Raw genomic sequence first — 13369 nt, 5'->3', positions numbered from 1 at the left:
CTCACCATTTGATCGACTAAGGATCCTCTAGGATGTCGCTGCGCCGGAAACTCCCTTTTTTGAAGCGTGCTTTGCCCATGGTTTTGGCGGCGCTGCTTGCGCCGGGCATCGCCAGCGCATTTTCTCCCTTCGTGGTGAAGGACATCCGTGTCGACGGCATCCAGCGTGTGGACGCCGGTACGGTGTTCAACTACTTGCCGGTCAAGGTGGGCGAGCAGTTCACCGACGCGCAGGCGGCCGAGGCCATCCAGCGCCTTTACGCCACGGGCTTTTTCAGCGACGTCAAGATCGACACGACCAACGACGTGCTGGTGGTCACCGTGAAAGAGCGTCCCACCATCGCCTCGGTCTCGTTCAACGGCATGCGCGCGTTCGACGCCACGGCGCTCAACAAATCCCTTAGCGGCGTGGGTTTCGGCCCGGGCCGGGTGTTCGACCAGGCCATGCTCGAACAGGCGGTGTTCCAGCTTAAACAGCAGTACTTGTCCAAGGGCAAGTACGGGGTCGAAATCAACCCCATCATTACGCCGCTGCCGCGCAACCGGGTCGGGGTCAGCTTCGACATCTTCGAAGGCGAAGTCTCCACCATCAAGCAAATCAACTTCGTGGGCAACAAGGCGTTCTCGCAAAGCACCCTCGAAGACGAGCTCGAGCTGACCACCTCGGGCATGATGACCTGGTATACGGGCACCGACAAATATTCGCGCGAAAAGCTCGAAGGCGATGTCGAGCGCATCCGCTCGTTCTACCTCGACCGCGGCTACCTCGAGTTCTCGTCCGAACCTCCCCAGGTGTCCATTTCGCCCGACCGCGAAAGCATCTACATTACCTTCACCATCCACGAAGGCCAGCCCTACAAGGTGCGCAGCGTCAAGCTGGCGGGCGACCTGCTGGGGCTGGACGATAAAATCCAGAAGCTCATCCAGGTCAAGGCCGGCGAAACCTTCTCGGCGGCGAAAAGCAACGCCACGGTCAAAGCCATCACCGATTACCTGGGCGGCCTGGGCTATGCGTTCGCCAACGTCAACCCCAACCCGGTGCTCGACCGTGAAAAGCACGAAACCGACCTGACCTTCTACGTGGATCCGGGCCGCCGGGTCTATGTGCGCCGCATCCAGATCGGCGGCAACACGCGTACGCGCGACCAGGTCGTGCGCCGCGAAATGCTGCAGAACGAATCGGCCTGGTACGATGCCGGCAGCATCAAGAAATCGCGCGACCGCATCGACCGCCTCGGCTACTTTACCGACGTCAACGTCACCACCGAGCCCGTGCCTGGCTCCAGCGACCAAATCGACGTCAACGTCGACGTCAAGGAAAAGCCCACCGGCCTCATCAACCTGGGCGTGGGCTACGGCTCCACCGACAAGGTCATCCTGTCGGCCGGCATCAGCCAGGACAACATCTTCGGCAGCGGCCAAAGCCTGTCGCTGCAGGTCAACACCAGCAAGACCAACCGCGCCGCGGTGCTGGCGCACACCGATCCGTACTGGACCAAAGACGGCATCAGCAAGACCACCTCGCTGTACTACCGCCGCACGACGCCTTACCAGACCAGCAGCGACGACCAGGGCGACTACCGCGTCACGGCCCTGGGCGGCGGGCTGAACTTCGGCGTGCCCATTTCCGAGTACGACCGCGTGTTCACGGGCGTCAGCTACGAGCACAACACCATCGACCTGTATACGCCGCCGCAGGCCTATACCGACTTCGTCAACGAATACGGACGCACTACCAACGCCGTCATCTTCAATGTGGGCTGGTCCAAGGACACCCGCGACAGCGCGCTGGCGCCCACCAAGGGCAGCTATACGCGTCTTTCGGGCGATATCTCCACCATGGATCTGCGCTACTACAAGCTCAGCGGGCAGCAGCAGTTCTTCGTGCCGCTGGGCCGCAATTTCACGCTGGCCCTGAACGGCACGGTCGATTGGGCGCGCTCGTACGGCGGCAAGCCTTTCCCCATCATCAAGAACGTCTACGGCGGCGGTATCGGATCGGTGCGCGGCTACGAAGGCGCTTCGCTGGGCCCGCGCGACACGGCCACCGGCGACTACCTGGGCGGCGCGCGGCGCATCGTCGGCACCGTGCAGCTGTATCTGCCTTTCCCCGGCACCTCGCGCGACAAGACCCTGCGCTGGTTCGTGTTCGGCGATATCGGCCAGGTCGCGGCCGGCAACGGCCTGAGCTGCATGGACGGCATCAACCATGCGGTCGTCGATCCTTGCGGCTGGCGCTATTCGGCCGGTATCGGCCTGTCGTGGCAGTCGCCCATGGGGCCGCTCGAGCTGTCCTTCGGCCGCGCGCTCAATGCCAAGGAAGGCGACGACAAGCAGGCGTTCCAGTTCCAGATCGGCACCGGTTTCTGATGTTGGGCATTTAGTGGCACAATAGCTTTTTTTATCTCTGCTTATTTGCAAGGTAGATTTTTCATGAAGTCTCAAATCGCATTAAAACTTTCAGCTTTAAGCCGTAGCGTCGCCCGTGGCAATCGTGCCGTGGTATTGGCTGCGGCGTTGGGGGCAATGTCTGTCGTGGCGGCTCCCGCCGTCCAGGCCCAGGCCACCAAAATCGGCTTCGTGAGCACAGAACGCATCCTGCGCGATTCCAAACCCGCCAAGGCTGCCCAAGCCAAGATCGAAGCCGAATTCAAGCGCCGCGACGAAGAACTTCAAACCCTGTCCAACAACTTGCGCGCCCAGGCCCAGAAGTTCGACAAAGACGCGCCCGTGCTGTCCGAGTCCGAACGCGTCAAGCGCCAGCGCAAGCTTGCCGACATGGATTCCGATTTGCAGCGCAAGCGCCGCGAATTCCAGGAAGACTTCAACCGCCGCCGCAACGAAGAGTTCTCGGGCATCGTCGAAAAGGCCGACGCGGCCATCAAGAAGATCGCCGAGCAGCAAGGCTACGACCTCATCATCCAGGACGCCGTCACGGTAAGCCCGCGGGTCGATATCACCGACCAAGTGATGAAAGCCCTGGGCGGCTAACTGCATATGCCGGTGTTGTTAGCGCCCGATCAGGCACCCACGCTGCAAGATTTGCTGCGGGATGCCAATACGGCGGGTCTGGACAACCGGCTTGTTACAGAGTCGAACGAGCCCGAACCCCGGATCCGGGGGCTGGGCTCTTTGCTTCTGGCGGGCCCGGATGAAATCAGTTTCTTGTCCAATCCCCGGCTGGCCGGCCAGTTGGCCCAGTGCCGGGCGGCCGCCGTCATCCTGACGCCCGAAGCGTATCAGCCCCTGCAAGGCCAGCCGGTCGCTTTCCGGGCGGTGCTGTGCAGCCAGCCGTATCTTATGTATGCCTTGCTGGCGCAGTGGTTCGACCAGCACCGGATCAACAGCCTCGAACCCGGCATCCATCCCAGCGCGGTCGTCTCCGCCGATGCCGAACTGGCGGCGGGCGTAAGCATAGGCCCGCATTGCGTCATCGAGGCCGGTGTGCGCATAGGCGAGGGTACGCGGCTTGGAGCCGGCTGCATCGTTGGCGCAAATTCCGTGCTCGGGCGCGATTGCCTGCTGCATGCCCGGGTCACGCTTTACCATGGCGTTTCCGTGGGCGACCGGGCCATCCTGCATAGCGGATGCGTCTTGGGAGCCGATGGCTTCGGCTTCGCCCCCGACCCGCGTCCGAACGGCGGCTGGGCTAAAATCGCCCAGTTGGGCGGTGTTGCCCTGGGCGACGACGTCGAGGTGGGCGCCAACACCACCATAGACCGGGGCGCGCTCGACGACACCTGCATCGGCAACGGGGTAAAGCTCGACAACCAGATCATGGTGGCCCACAACGTCCAGATAGGCGATCACACGGCAATCGCCGCGTGTGTGGGCATAGCGGGTTCGACCGCCATCGGCAAGCGCTGCACCATAGGCGGCGCGTCCATGATCTCCGGCCACCTGGTGCTGGGCGATGACGTCCACGTTTCGGGGGGAACCGCCATTACTTCGAATGTTGAAGCACCGGGCAGGTATACCGGCGTGTATCCGTATGCCGAGCACGTGCAATGGCAGCGCAACGCGGCAGTGATCTCGCAGCTGGCGCAGTTGCGCAAGCGGCTGAGGGCGCTCGAGCAGCCAAAAGACTAATTTGAAATCAATCATTGCACGCATAGGTGCTCGTAGGATATAGAACATGGAACTCGACATAAAAGAAATCATGGCGCGCCTGCCTCATCGCTATCCGATGCTGCTGGTGGATCGAGTCCTCGAAATGGTGCCCGGCAAAAGCATCGTGGCCCTGAAAAACGTATCAATGAACGAGCCTTTCTTCGAGGGGCACTTCCCGCATCATCCGGTCATGCCGGGCGTTCTCATCATCGAGGCCATGGCCCAGGCGGCCGCGCTGTTTTCGTTCGAAGGCAATCCCGAGGTCAATCCGGCCGACAAAAAAATCGCCTACTACCTGGTCGGCGTCGACGACGCGCGCTTCCGCCGCCCGGTGGTGCCGGGCGACCAGCTGCGCCTCGAAGTCACGGCCGACCGCATAAGCCGCAGCATCTGCAAGTACACGGGCACGGCCCTCGTCGATGGCAAAGAGGTGGCGGCCGCCAAATTAATGTGCGCGATTCGCGTCATGGAAGACTGATGCCAGGATCCATCCACGCCACGGCCATCGTGGCGCCCGGGGCCAAGCTGGCGGCGGGCGTAACGGTGGGCCCCTACAGCATCATCGGTGAAAACGTCAGCATCGGCGATGACACCGTGGTCGGGCCCCATTGCGTCATCGACGGCCATACCACTATAGGCCGCGGCAATACCTTCTACCGCTTTTGCTCCATCGGCGGCATGCCGCAGGACAAAAAATACGGCGGCGAGCCTACCCGCCTGGAAATCGGCGACGGCAACATGGTGCGCGAATACGTCACCATCAATACCGGCACCGCGCAGGACGTGGGCGTGACCCGGGTGCGCGACGACAACTGGATCATGGCCTATGTGCACATCGCCCACGATTGCCAGGTCGCCAGCCACACCGTCATTGCCAATAACGTGCAGCTGGCCGGCCATATCCATATCGACGACTACGCCATCATCGGCGGCTCCACCGCGGTTCATCAGTTCGTGCGCATTGGCGCCCACACCATGGTGGGCGGCACCAGCTCCATCCGGCAGGACATTCCGCCGTACGTCATCGGCGCCGGCGACCCCTTCCGGCCCGTTGGCATCAATTCCGAAGGCCTGGGCCGGCGCGGCTTCGATGCGGACGTCGTGGCCGCGCTCAAGGAAGCCTACAAGCTCATCTATCGCCGCAAGCTCACCGTCGAACAGGCCTGCCAGGAAATCATCACGCTGCAGGCTCAGCAGCCGGCCGCGCGCGATGCGCTGCAGGTCTACGTCGATTTCCTCGCCGCCTCGACCCGGGGTATTTCCCGGCCATGAGCCTGCGCATCGGCATGGTCGCCGGCGAGCCCTCGGGCGACCTGCTGGCGGCGCGGGTCATCAAGGGCATCGCCGAGCGCAGCGAAGCGGCCGGTTGCCAGGGGATAGGGGGGCCGGCCATGCAGGAGCAGGGCTTCCAGATCTGGCATCCCATGAACGCTCTGACGGTATTCGGCTATGTCGATGCGCTGAAAAGCCTGCCCAGGCTCGTCCATACCTATCTCGACGTAAAAAGGCGCTGGCTCCGCAATCCGCCCAACGTGTTCGTGGGCGTGGACGCCCCCGACTTCAATCTGCGGCTGGAACTGCAGCTACGGCAGGCCGGCATTCCCACCGTGCATTTCGTGGGCCCCTCCATCTGGGCCTGGCGCTACGAGCGCATCCACAAGATACGGGCGGCGGTGTCGCACATGCTGGTGCTGTTCCCTTTCGAGGAAGCCATCTACCAGAAGGAAGGCGTGCCGGTCACCTACGTAGGCCATCCTTTGGCGCAGGTCATCCCCATGCAGCCCGACCGCAAGGCGGTGCGGCGCCGGCTGGGGCTGGACGCCTCGGCGCGCATCCTGGCCCTGATGCCGGGCAGCCGCGCTTCGGAGATCAAGCTGCTGGCGCCGCGTTTTTTGCAGGCCGTGCAGCGCCTGCAGAAGCAGGACCCCGGCTTGCAGGTGCTGGCGCCCATGGTCAGCGCCGCGCGCCGCAACGAATTCCAGGCGTGGCTGCAACAGTATCCGGTGGCGAACCTGCGCATTCTCGAACAGTCTTCCGCGGCGAACCGTCCCGCCGCCTGGGACGCCATGGAGGCCGCCGACGCGGTGCTGGTGGCCAGCGGCACGGCCACGCTGGAAGCCGCGCTGTTCAAGCGGCCCATGGTCATTTCCTATGTGCTTTCGCCGGCCATGCGCCGCCTGATGGCCTGGAAGTCCGGCCAGGAAAAGCCCACCTTGCCCTGGGTGGGATTGCCCAATATTTTGTTGAGCGACTTTGCCGTGCCCGAGCTGCTGCAGGACGAGGCCACCCCCGAAAAACTGGCCGAAGCCTCATGGCGGGCGCTGACCGACGCCGATCATGCGGCCGACGTCGAGCAGCGCTTTACCCAATTGCACCAGACATTGCTGCGCGATACGCCGGCGTTGGCGGCCGAGGCCATCATCAGGCAGGCGGAACATGGAGCAGGCTGACCTTTTCGAAGCCGCAAGCGCGTCCACGCCCTTCGTGGCGGGGGTCGACGAGGCTGGCCGGGGTCCCCTGGCGGGGCCTGTCTTTACGGCGGCCGTCATTTTGAACCCCGAGCGGCCCATTGCCGGGCTGGCGGATTCCAAGACCCTTACAGCGGCACGCCGCGAGCGCTTGGCCGTGGAAATCCGCGAGCATGCCCTGGCGTGGTGCATAGCCAGCGCCAGCGTCGAGGAAATCGACAGCCTCAACATATTGCAGGCCACCATGCTGGCCATGCGCCGCGCCTGCGAGGGGCTGTCGACGGTTCCCGTCCAGGCCCTCATCGACGGCAACCGCATTCCCAAGGGGCTGGCCTGCCCGGCTCAGGCCATCGTCAAGGGCGACTCCAAGGTCGCGGCGATTTCCGCCGCCTCCATCCTGGCCAAGACGGCGCGCGACGCCGACTGCGGCGTTCTGCATGGTCTGTATCCCCAATACGCCTTCGACCAGCACAAAGGCTATGGCACGGTCCTGCATATGGAGCGCTTGCGTCTGTACGGGCCTTGCCCCGCGCATCGGCGCAGCTTCGCCCCGGTGCGCCGGCTGCTGGAGAGGGAGGGTTCGTGAAGCACATCAGCTCGCGCGACAATCCGGCCTACAGGCATCTGCAGCGGCTTGCGCGCGGCCCGCGCGACGGCCAGGCCCTTCTGGAGGGCGTCCATCTTTGCCAGGAATGGCTGCGGCATAAAGGCCAGCCCGAGCTGGCGCTGTTCGACGCCCGCAGGCTGGAGCAGGGCGGCGAGCTGGCCGATCTGGCTCGTGCCGTACCGCCGGAGGACTGCGTATCGTGCGAGCCGGCGCTGGCGGGCGGCCTGTCCCAGGTGGGCCACGGCCAGGGCGTCTACTTTGTCGTGCGCGTGCCCGAAACCGATATGCCGGCGCGTATTGCCGCCAACTGCCTGTGGCTCGACCGTGTCCAGGATCCGGGCAATATGGGCACCTTGCTGCGCACAGCGGCCGCGGCAGGCATTGCCGAGGCTTATCTTTCCACAGGCTGCGCTTCGGCCTGGTCGCCCAAGGTCTTGCGCAGCGCCCAGGGCGCGCATTTCGCCATGACCCTGCACGAGCACGCCGACCTTTCCGGCCTTGGCAGCCGGCTGGACGTGCCCCTGGTGGCCACCGCGCTTGAACGGGCAGTGCCGCTGTACGAGGCCGATCTGCCCGCGCGTTGCGCCTGGCTGATCGGCAACGAGGGGCAAGGTGTGGCCCCCGAGTTGCTGGCGCTGGCGGACATGCGCGTGTACATTCCGCAAGAGCCCGGCGTGGAGTCGCTGAACGCCGCGGTGGCCGCGGCGATCTGCCTGTTCGAACAGCGGCGCCGCTTCAGTAAGCCTGGCGGTTGAGCCCGACTTCCTCCAGCACCTTGGTGGAGATTTCCTCGATGGAGCGGGTGGTGGTGGAGAGCCACGGTATGCCCTCCATGCGCATCAGGCGTTCGGCTTCGGCCACTTCGTAGCGGCATTGCTTGAGTGACGAGTATTCGCTGTTGGGGCGGCGTTCGTTGCGGACCTCGGCCAGGCGCGTGGGCTGGATGGATAGGCCGAACAATTTGTTGCGGTAGGGGGCCAGCGTGGCGGGCAGGGTGCCGCGCTGGAAGTCTTCGGGAATGAGGGGGAAATTGGCGGCCTTGATGGCGTACTGCATGGCCAGGTACAGGCTGGTGGGTGTCTTGCCGCAGCGCGATACTCCCACCAGGATGACGTCGGCCTGGCGCAGGCCGTGCACGAACTGCCCGTCGTCGTGCGACAGGCTGAAATTGATGGCCTCGATGCGGTTGTTGTATTGCTTGGACAAGCCCACCGAATGCGAGCGGCCGATGGAGTGGTTGGATTTCATGCCCAGGGCTTCTTCGACGGGCTTGATGAAGGTGCCGAACAGGTCCAGGAAGGTGCAGTTGGCATGGCGCACGCGCAGCGCGATCGCCGGGTCGACCAGGGTGCTGAATACCAGGGGCGGCTGTTTTTCCTCGAGGGCGCAGCGGTTGATCCGATTGACGACTTCATCGGCTTTTTCGGTGCTGTCGATGAACGGCACGCGTATGGATCTGAATTTGGCTTCGTCGAACTGCGAGAGGACCGAGTGGCTGAAGGTTTCGGCGGTGATGCCGGTGCTGTCGGAGACGACGAATACGGTACGTTCAAGCGGGGAAGATGTCATGGGCGGTAGTGGCGCAGAAAGAGGCCGGAAACGGTACAATTAACAATTGGCGGTCGCCTTTTATGGCAGACAAGGCTGGTTTGGTTAGTGCGTAGATTGTAGGGCAAATGCATGATGCCCGGCGTGTGGCAGGCGTATGGCGCCCGTGCAAACCGCTATGCGATAAGCAAACAAGCTTTCTTCTATAGTGTTAAAGGTGACTTATGTCTTATGTAGTATCTTTCGAGCAGCTCCGCATGACGGACGTTGACTCGGTAGGAGGGAAAAATGCGTCACTCGGTGAAATGATCAGCCAGCTGGCTGGGGCCGGAGTCCGGGTTCCAGGCGGCTTTGCTACCACAGCCGAGGCTTTTCGCGATTTTCTCAGTGTCACGGGGCTCGACAAGCGCATCGACGAGCGTCTCAGCCGCCTCGACCCCGACGACGTGCGCGAACTGGCGGTCGCCGGCGCCGAAATCCGCCAATGGATGATCGACACGCCGTTCCCCGCCGAGTTCGAGCAGGCCATCCGCAAGGCGTTCGCCGAGCTCGACGCCGACGGCAAGGGCTCGTTCGCCGTGCGCTCGTCGGCTACTGCCGAAGACCTGCCCGACGCCTCCTTCGCGGGCCAGCAGGAAACCTTTCTCAACGTCGTCGGCATCGACGACGTGCTGGACAAGGTTCGCCACGTGTTCGCCTCGCTGTACAACGACCGGGCCATCTCGTATCGCGTGCACAAAGGCTTTGCGCACGCTGAAGTCGCCTTATCGGCGGGCATCCAGCGCATGGTTCGCTCCGACAAGGGCAGCGCCGGCGTCATGTTCACGCTGGACACCGAATCGGGCTTCGACGACGTCGTGTTCATCACGTCGTCGTACGGCCTGGGCGAAACCGTGGTGCAGGGCGCGGTCAATCCCGACGAGTTCTACGTCTTTAAGCCCACGCTCGCAGCCGGCCACTATCCCATCATCAGCCGCCGCATCGGCTCCAAGCTCATCAAGATGGAATTCGACCCCGCCCGCACGGGCGGCGTGGCGGTGCGCACCGTGGACGTTCCCGTGTCCGAGCGCAACCGCTATTCGCTGACCGACGAAGAGGTCATCGAGCTGGCCCGCTACGCGGTCATCATCGAAAAGCACTACCAGCGTCCCATGGACATCGAATGGGGCCGCGATGGCGTCGACGGCAAGATCTACATCCTTCAGGCCCGCCCCGAAACGGTCAAATCGCAGGCCGCGCAGAGCGACGTGCAGGAACGCTACCGCCTCAAGGCCACCGGCGAAGTCCTGGTCACGGGCCGCGCCATCGGGCAAAAAATCGGCTCGGGCACGGTTCGCGTCGTGGCCGATATCTCCGAAATGGATCAGGTCAAGGCCGGCGACATCCTGGTCACCGACATGACCGACCCCAATTGGGAACCCGTCATGAAGCTGGCTTCGGCCATCGTCACCAACCGCGGCGGGCGTACCTGCCACGCGGCCATCATCGCGCGCGAGTTGGGCATTCCCGCTGTCGTGGGCTGCGCCAGCGCCACCGACGTCCTGGCCGATGGCCGCGAGGTCACGGTGTCGTGCGCCGAGGGCGACGAAGGCCGCATCTACGACGGTCTCATCGAAACCGAGATCGAGGAAGTGCACTGGGGCGAAATGCCCGAGATCGGCCTGAAGGTCATGATGAACGTGGGCAACCCGCAGCTGGCTTTCGACTTTTCGCAGATCCCCAACGCCGGCGTCGGCCTGGCCCGCCTCGAGTTCATCATCAACAACAACATCAACGTGCACCCCAAGGCCGTTCTCGACTATCCCAATGTCGACAGCGAGCTCAAGAAGGCGGTCGAGTCGGCTGCGCGCGGCTATGCCAGCCCGCGCGCCTTCTTCGTCGAGAAGCTGGCCGAGGGCATTGCCACCATCGCCGCGGCTTTCTATCCCAAGCCCGTCATCGTGCGCATGTCCGACTTCAAGTCCAACGAATACCGCAAGCTGGTGGGCGGTTCGCGCTACGAGCCTGAAGAAGAAAACCCCATGCTGGGCTTCCGCGGCGCGTCGCGCTACATTTCCAGCGAATTCGAAGAATGCTTCCGCATGGAATGCGAGGCGCTCAAGAAGGTTCGCGATGAAATGGGCCTGACCAACGTCGAAATCATGATCCCGTTCGTGCGCACCTTGCCGCAAGCGTCCCGGGTTGTGGCGCTGCTGGCCAAGCATGGCCTGGCGCGCGGCGAAAACGGCCTGCGCCTTATCATGATGTGCGAGGTGCCTTCCAACGCCATCCTGGCCGAGCAGTTCCTGGAGTATTTCGACGGCTTCTCCATCGGCTCGAACGACATGACCCAGCTTACCCTGGGCCTGGACCGGGACTCGGGCATGGAACTTTTGGCCGCCGATTTCGACGAGCGCGACGACGCGGTCAAGTTCATGCTGAACCGCGCCATCAAGGCGTGCCTGGTCGCCGGCAAGTATGTCGGCATCTGCGGCCAGGGCCCCAGCGACCATCCCGATCTGGCCGAATGGCTGCGCGACCAGGGCATCCTGTCCATGTCGCTCAACCCGGACACGGTGGTCGACACCTGGCAGCGCCTGGCCAAGGCGAACTAAGCCTGCTCATCGACGCACAAGCGCATAAACGCCCCCGGGGGATATTCCCCGGGGGCGTTTTTTTTGCCGCCGGGCCGCCCCAAGGCAAAAAAGTACCCCCACGGGGGGCAGCAAGCCGCGTCAGCGGCGCAGCGTGGGGGCTTTTCCCTGCCGCCGGGCCGCCCCAAGGCAAAAAGCGCCCCCTTGGGGGGCAGCAAGCCACGTAGTGGCGAAGCGTGGGGGCTTTTTTTGTTTCACGATGACCCCAGTACTGCACTTAGAGCATTTTCGACTCAAGTGTTTACACTGGCTTCGACCTGGAAGGCGAGCTCAACATATAGCCCGAGGGGCTGGAGAACTACGTCATTCCGCTGGCGATCCGCCTGCAATTCAAGGTGGACATGAAGCTCACAGGCCACAAGACTGTGGCGATGTTTATGCACTATGTTCATACACGACAATCGGGCGTACTGCCCTTTCCGAGGCCGCTCCACGGCGAGGGATTGAAAAATGTACCCGATACGGGTATAGTTTGGAGGTCGATATGACGCGCATCCTCAAGCGCAAGGACTTTGCGCGATGGCAGGCGACTGAGAAGCTGCCCGAAGCTGCCTTGTGCAAGGCGGTTCAGGAGATGGAAAGCGGTCTGATCGACGCGGACTTGGGTGGCTCCCTATACAAGAAGCGGGTAGCCCGTCCCGGCGGTGGCAAAAGCGGCGGCTATCGCACGTTGCTTTCGGCCAGAATAGGTAGCCGTTATGTGTTCCTGCATGGGTTCCCCAAGAGCGACAAGGCGAACATCACGCAGAATGAGAAGAAGGCGCTGCAATTCGCCGGCAAGGTGTTCTTGGAACTGTCCGCCGAAGCCTTGTCGAAAGCATTGCAGGCTGCCGTTTTACTGGAGGTGCATTGTGAGCAAGATCATTGAATCACTGCGCGGCGACCTGGCGGCGCTCCACGGGGCAGGAGCCATCGGCAAGGTGACGATGCGCGAGTTTGACGCAATTTGTCCGCCGCCAGTTCGGGAGTTCGACGCGGCCGACATCAAGCGGCTGCGGGAAGACTTGAAGTTCAGCCAGCCGGTGTTTGCGCTTCATCTGCATACCACGGCATCGACCGTGCGCAAATGGGAGCAAGGCGAAACCCATCCCACCGGCCCGGCGCTCAAGCTGCTGAACGTCATTGCCGACAAGGGCATACAGGCCATTATCTGATGCCTGCCGAGGAAGATAGACATTGGCTACGCGCATCGACCCTTTCAGCTCATAACACCTTGAAGCCGCCAGCCGCGTTTTTGCCCTTATACTGCCAGGAACAAGGGCGGCCGACGCCCGGAATGGCGGTTCTCGCGGTTTCAACGAATACGGGGATGTGCGTCATATGTCTAGCGAAACCCATCGTATTGTCATTGCCGGCGGCGGCGCGGGCGGGCTCGAACTGGCCGCCAAGCTGGGCCGCAAGTTCGGCCCTAGCAGAATATTCCTGATCGACAAGGCGGGCTCCCATATCTGGAAGCCGTCGCTGCACGAAGTGGCCGCCGGCACGCTGGACATCCACCGCGAGGGCCTGTCCTATCCGATGCTGGCCAAGGACTGCGGCTTTACCTTCGTTCTAGGGGAGGTTCGGCAGGTGGATCGCGCGGCGCGCACCGTGCATCTTGCTCCGGTGCTGTTCGAGGACCGCGAGATCTTTCCCGCCCGGGACATTCCCTACGACACGCTGGTGCTGGCCCTGGGCAGCAAGTCCAATTTTTTTGATACTCCCGGCACGCAGGAATACGCCATTGCGCTGGATTCCACCGAGCAGGCCGAGCGCTTTCGCCAGCAGTTGCTGCGGGCGCTGGTCATGGTGCATCGGGATCAGCCTTCGGGTTCCGCCCGTGTCGTGCATATCGCCATCGTGGGCGGCGGCGCAACCGGCGTCGAGCTGGCCGCGGAGCTGGTCGAGTCATGCAAGAACGTGGCTTACTACGGCTTGACGCATCTTGATCCGGCAACGGACGTGCGTATAACCCTGCTGGAAGGCGCCCCCCGCATTTTGGCGGCCTTGCCTGAAAAGGTCTCG

The 13369-nt window shown here is 63.1% G+C and carries 13 protein-coding genes; 12 read left to right on the top strand and 1 reads right to left on the bottom strand.

Annotated elements, in window-relative coordinates:
• The first annotated feature begins 32 nt into the window (after nucleotides 1–32).
• The 8 genes from bamA to VNT00_RS14220 all read left to right on the top strand — a co-directional run bounded on the left by bamA (nucleotide 33) and on the right by VNT00_RS14220 (nucleotide 7939).
• Complete coding sequence (bamA, locus tag VNT00_RS14255) at nucleotides 33–2369, top strand: outer membrane protein assembly factor BamA (protein WP_325588590.1); 2337 nt, start codon at nucleotides 33–35, stop codon at nucleotides 2367–2369.
• Between the two features lie 63 nt (nucleotides 2370–2432).
• Entirely contained in the window at nucleotides 2433–2990 is a 558-nt protein-coding gene (locus VNT00_RS14250) for an OmpH/Skp family outer membrane protein (protein WP_325588588.1), read from the top strand.
• Between the two features lie 6 nt (nucleotides 2991–2996).
• Nucleotides 2997–4088 carry a UDP-3-O-(3-hydroxymyristoyl)glucosamine N-acyltransferase gene (lpxD, locus tag VNT00_RS14245; protein ID WP_325588586.1) on the top strand — a complete coding sequence of 364 codons (1092 nt, stop codon included), beginning with the start codon at nucleotides 2997–2999 and terminating at the stop codon, nucleotides 4086–4088.
• A 46-nt stretch (nucleotides 4089–4134) separates the two neighbouring features.
• Nucleotides 4135–4587, top strand: a complete 453-nt coding sequence (gene fabZ, locus VNT00_RS14240; protein WP_325588584.1) for a 3-hydroxyacyl-ACP dehydratase FabZ — start codon at nucleotides 4135–4137, stop codon at nucleotides 4585–4587.
• Nucleotides 4587–5381, top strand: coding sequence for an acyl-ACP--UDP-N-acetylglucosamine O-acyltransferase (lpxA, locus tag VNT00_RS14235; protein WP_325588582.1), 795 nt, complete (start codon nucleotides 4587–4589; stop codon nucleotides 5379–5381). Before fabZ ends, lpxA begins: the two co-directional genes overlap by 1 nt.
• Nucleotides 5378–6559, top strand: coding sequence for a lipid-A-disaccharide synthase (lpxB, locus tag VNT00_RS14230; protein ID WP_325588580.1), 1182 nt, complete (start codon nucleotides 5378–5380; stop codon nucleotides 6557–6559). The genes lpxA and lpxB overlap by 4 nt, the downstream gene beginning before the upstream one ends.
• Nucleotides 6546–7163, top strand: a complete 618-nt coding sequence (gene rnhB / locus VNT00_RS14225) for a ribonuclease HII (protein WP_325588578.1) — start codon at nucleotides 6546–6548, stop codon at nucleotides 7161–7163. Before lpxB ends, rnhB begins: the two co-directional genes overlap by 14 nt.
• Entirely contained in the window at nucleotides 7160–7939 is a 780-nt protein-coding gene (locus tag VNT00_RS14220; RefSeq protein ID WP_325588576.1) for a TrmH family RNA methyltransferase, read from the top strand. Before rnhB ends, VNT00_RS14220 begins: the two co-directional genes overlap by 4 nt.
• Here VNT00_RS14220 and ppsR read toward each other — a convergent pair.
• On the bottom strand, nucleotides 7920–8753 hold the full coding sequence (gene ppsR, locus VNT00_RS14215) for a posphoenolpyruvate synthetase regulatory kinase/phosphorylase PpsR (protein ID WP_325588575.1): 834 nt from the start codon (nucleotides 8751–8753) through the stop codon (nucleotides 7920–7922). The two genes, VNT00_RS14220 and ppsR, sit on opposite strands and share 20 nt — an antisense overlap.
• 203 nt (nucleotides 8754–8956) lie before the next feature.
• Here ppsR and ppsA point away from each other — a divergent pair, with 203 nt between their 5' ends.
• From ppsA to VNT00_RS14195, 4 genes are all read left to right on the top strand, one after another.
• Nucleotides 8957–11326, top strand: coding sequence for a phosphoenolpyruvate synthase (ppsA, locus tag VNT00_RS14210; RefSeq protein ID WP_325588574.1), 2370 nt, complete (start codon nucleotides 8957–8959; stop codon nucleotides 11324–11326).
• A 523-nt stretch (nucleotides 11327–11849) separates the two neighbouring features.
• Complete coding sequence (locus VNT00_RS14205) at nucleotides 11850–12233, top strand: type II toxin-antitoxin system RelE/ParE family toxin (RefSeq protein ID WP_325588572.1); 384 nt, start codon at nucleotides 11850–11852, stop codon at nucleotides 12231–12233.
• Nucleotides 12217–12519 (top strand): helix-turn-helix domain-containing protein, encoded by a 303-nt coding sequence (locus VNT00_RS14200; protein WP_325588570.1) that lies wholly within the window; start codon nucleotides 12217–12219, stop codon nucleotides 12517–12519. The genes VNT00_RS14205 and VNT00_RS14200 overlap by 17 nt, the downstream gene beginning before the upstream one ends.
• A 166-nt stretch (nucleotides 12520–12685) precedes the next feature.
• Nucleotides 12686–13369 (top strand): NAD(P)/FAD-dependent oxidoreductase (locus VNT00_RS14195; protein WP_325588568.1); only part of this gene is annotated, 684 nt, incomplete at its 3' end.

Origin of the sequence: Eoetvoesiella sp., assembly GCF_035555955.1 — a bacterium.
Taxonomy (GTDB): domain Bacteria; phylum Pseudomonadota; class Gammaproteobacteria; order Burkholderiales; family Burkholderiaceae_B; genus Eoetvoesia.
The sequence above is the reverse complement of the archived record's forward strand: the minus strand, read 5'-3'. Positions and strand labels throughout refer to the sequence as shown.

Coding starts and splice junctions, on each gene's coding strand:
- bamA (WP_325588590.1), top strand. CDS start 33: ATGTCGCTGCGCCGGAAACTCCCTTTTTTGAAGCGTGCTTTGCCCATG.
- VNT00_RS14250 (WP_325588588.1), top strand. CDS start 2,433: ATGAAGTCTCAAATCGCATTAAAACTTTCAGCTTTAAGCCGTAGCGTC.
- lpxD (WP_325588586.1), top strand. CDS start 2,997: ATGCCGGTGTTGTTAGCGCCCGATCAGGCACCCACGCTGCAAGATTTG.
- fabZ (WP_325588584.1), top strand. CDS start 4,135: ATGGAACTCGACATAAAAGAAATCATGGCGCGCCTGCCTCATCGCTAT.
- lpxA (WP_325588582.1), top strand. CDS start 4,587: ATGCCAGGATCCATCCACGCCACGGCCATCGTGGCGCCCGGGGCCAAG.
- lpxB (WP_325588580.1), top strand. CDS start 5,378: ATGAGCCTGCGCATCGGCATGGTCGCCGGCGAGCCCTCGGGCGACCTG.
- rnhB (WP_325588578.1), top strand. CDS start 6,546: ATGGAGCAGGCTGACCTTTTCGAAGCCGCAAGCGCGTCCACGCCCTTC.
- ppsR (WP_325588575.1), bottom strand. CDS start 8,753: ATGACATCTTCCCCGCTTGAACGTACCGTATTCGTCGTCTCCGACAGC.
- ppsA (WP_325588574.1), top strand. CDS start 8,957: ATGTCTTATGTAGTATCTTTCGAGCAGCTCCGCATGACGGACGTTGAC.
- VNT00_RS14205 (WP_325588572.1), top strand. CDS start 11,850: ATGACGCGCATCCTCAAGCGCAAGGACTTTGCGCGATGGCAGGCGACT.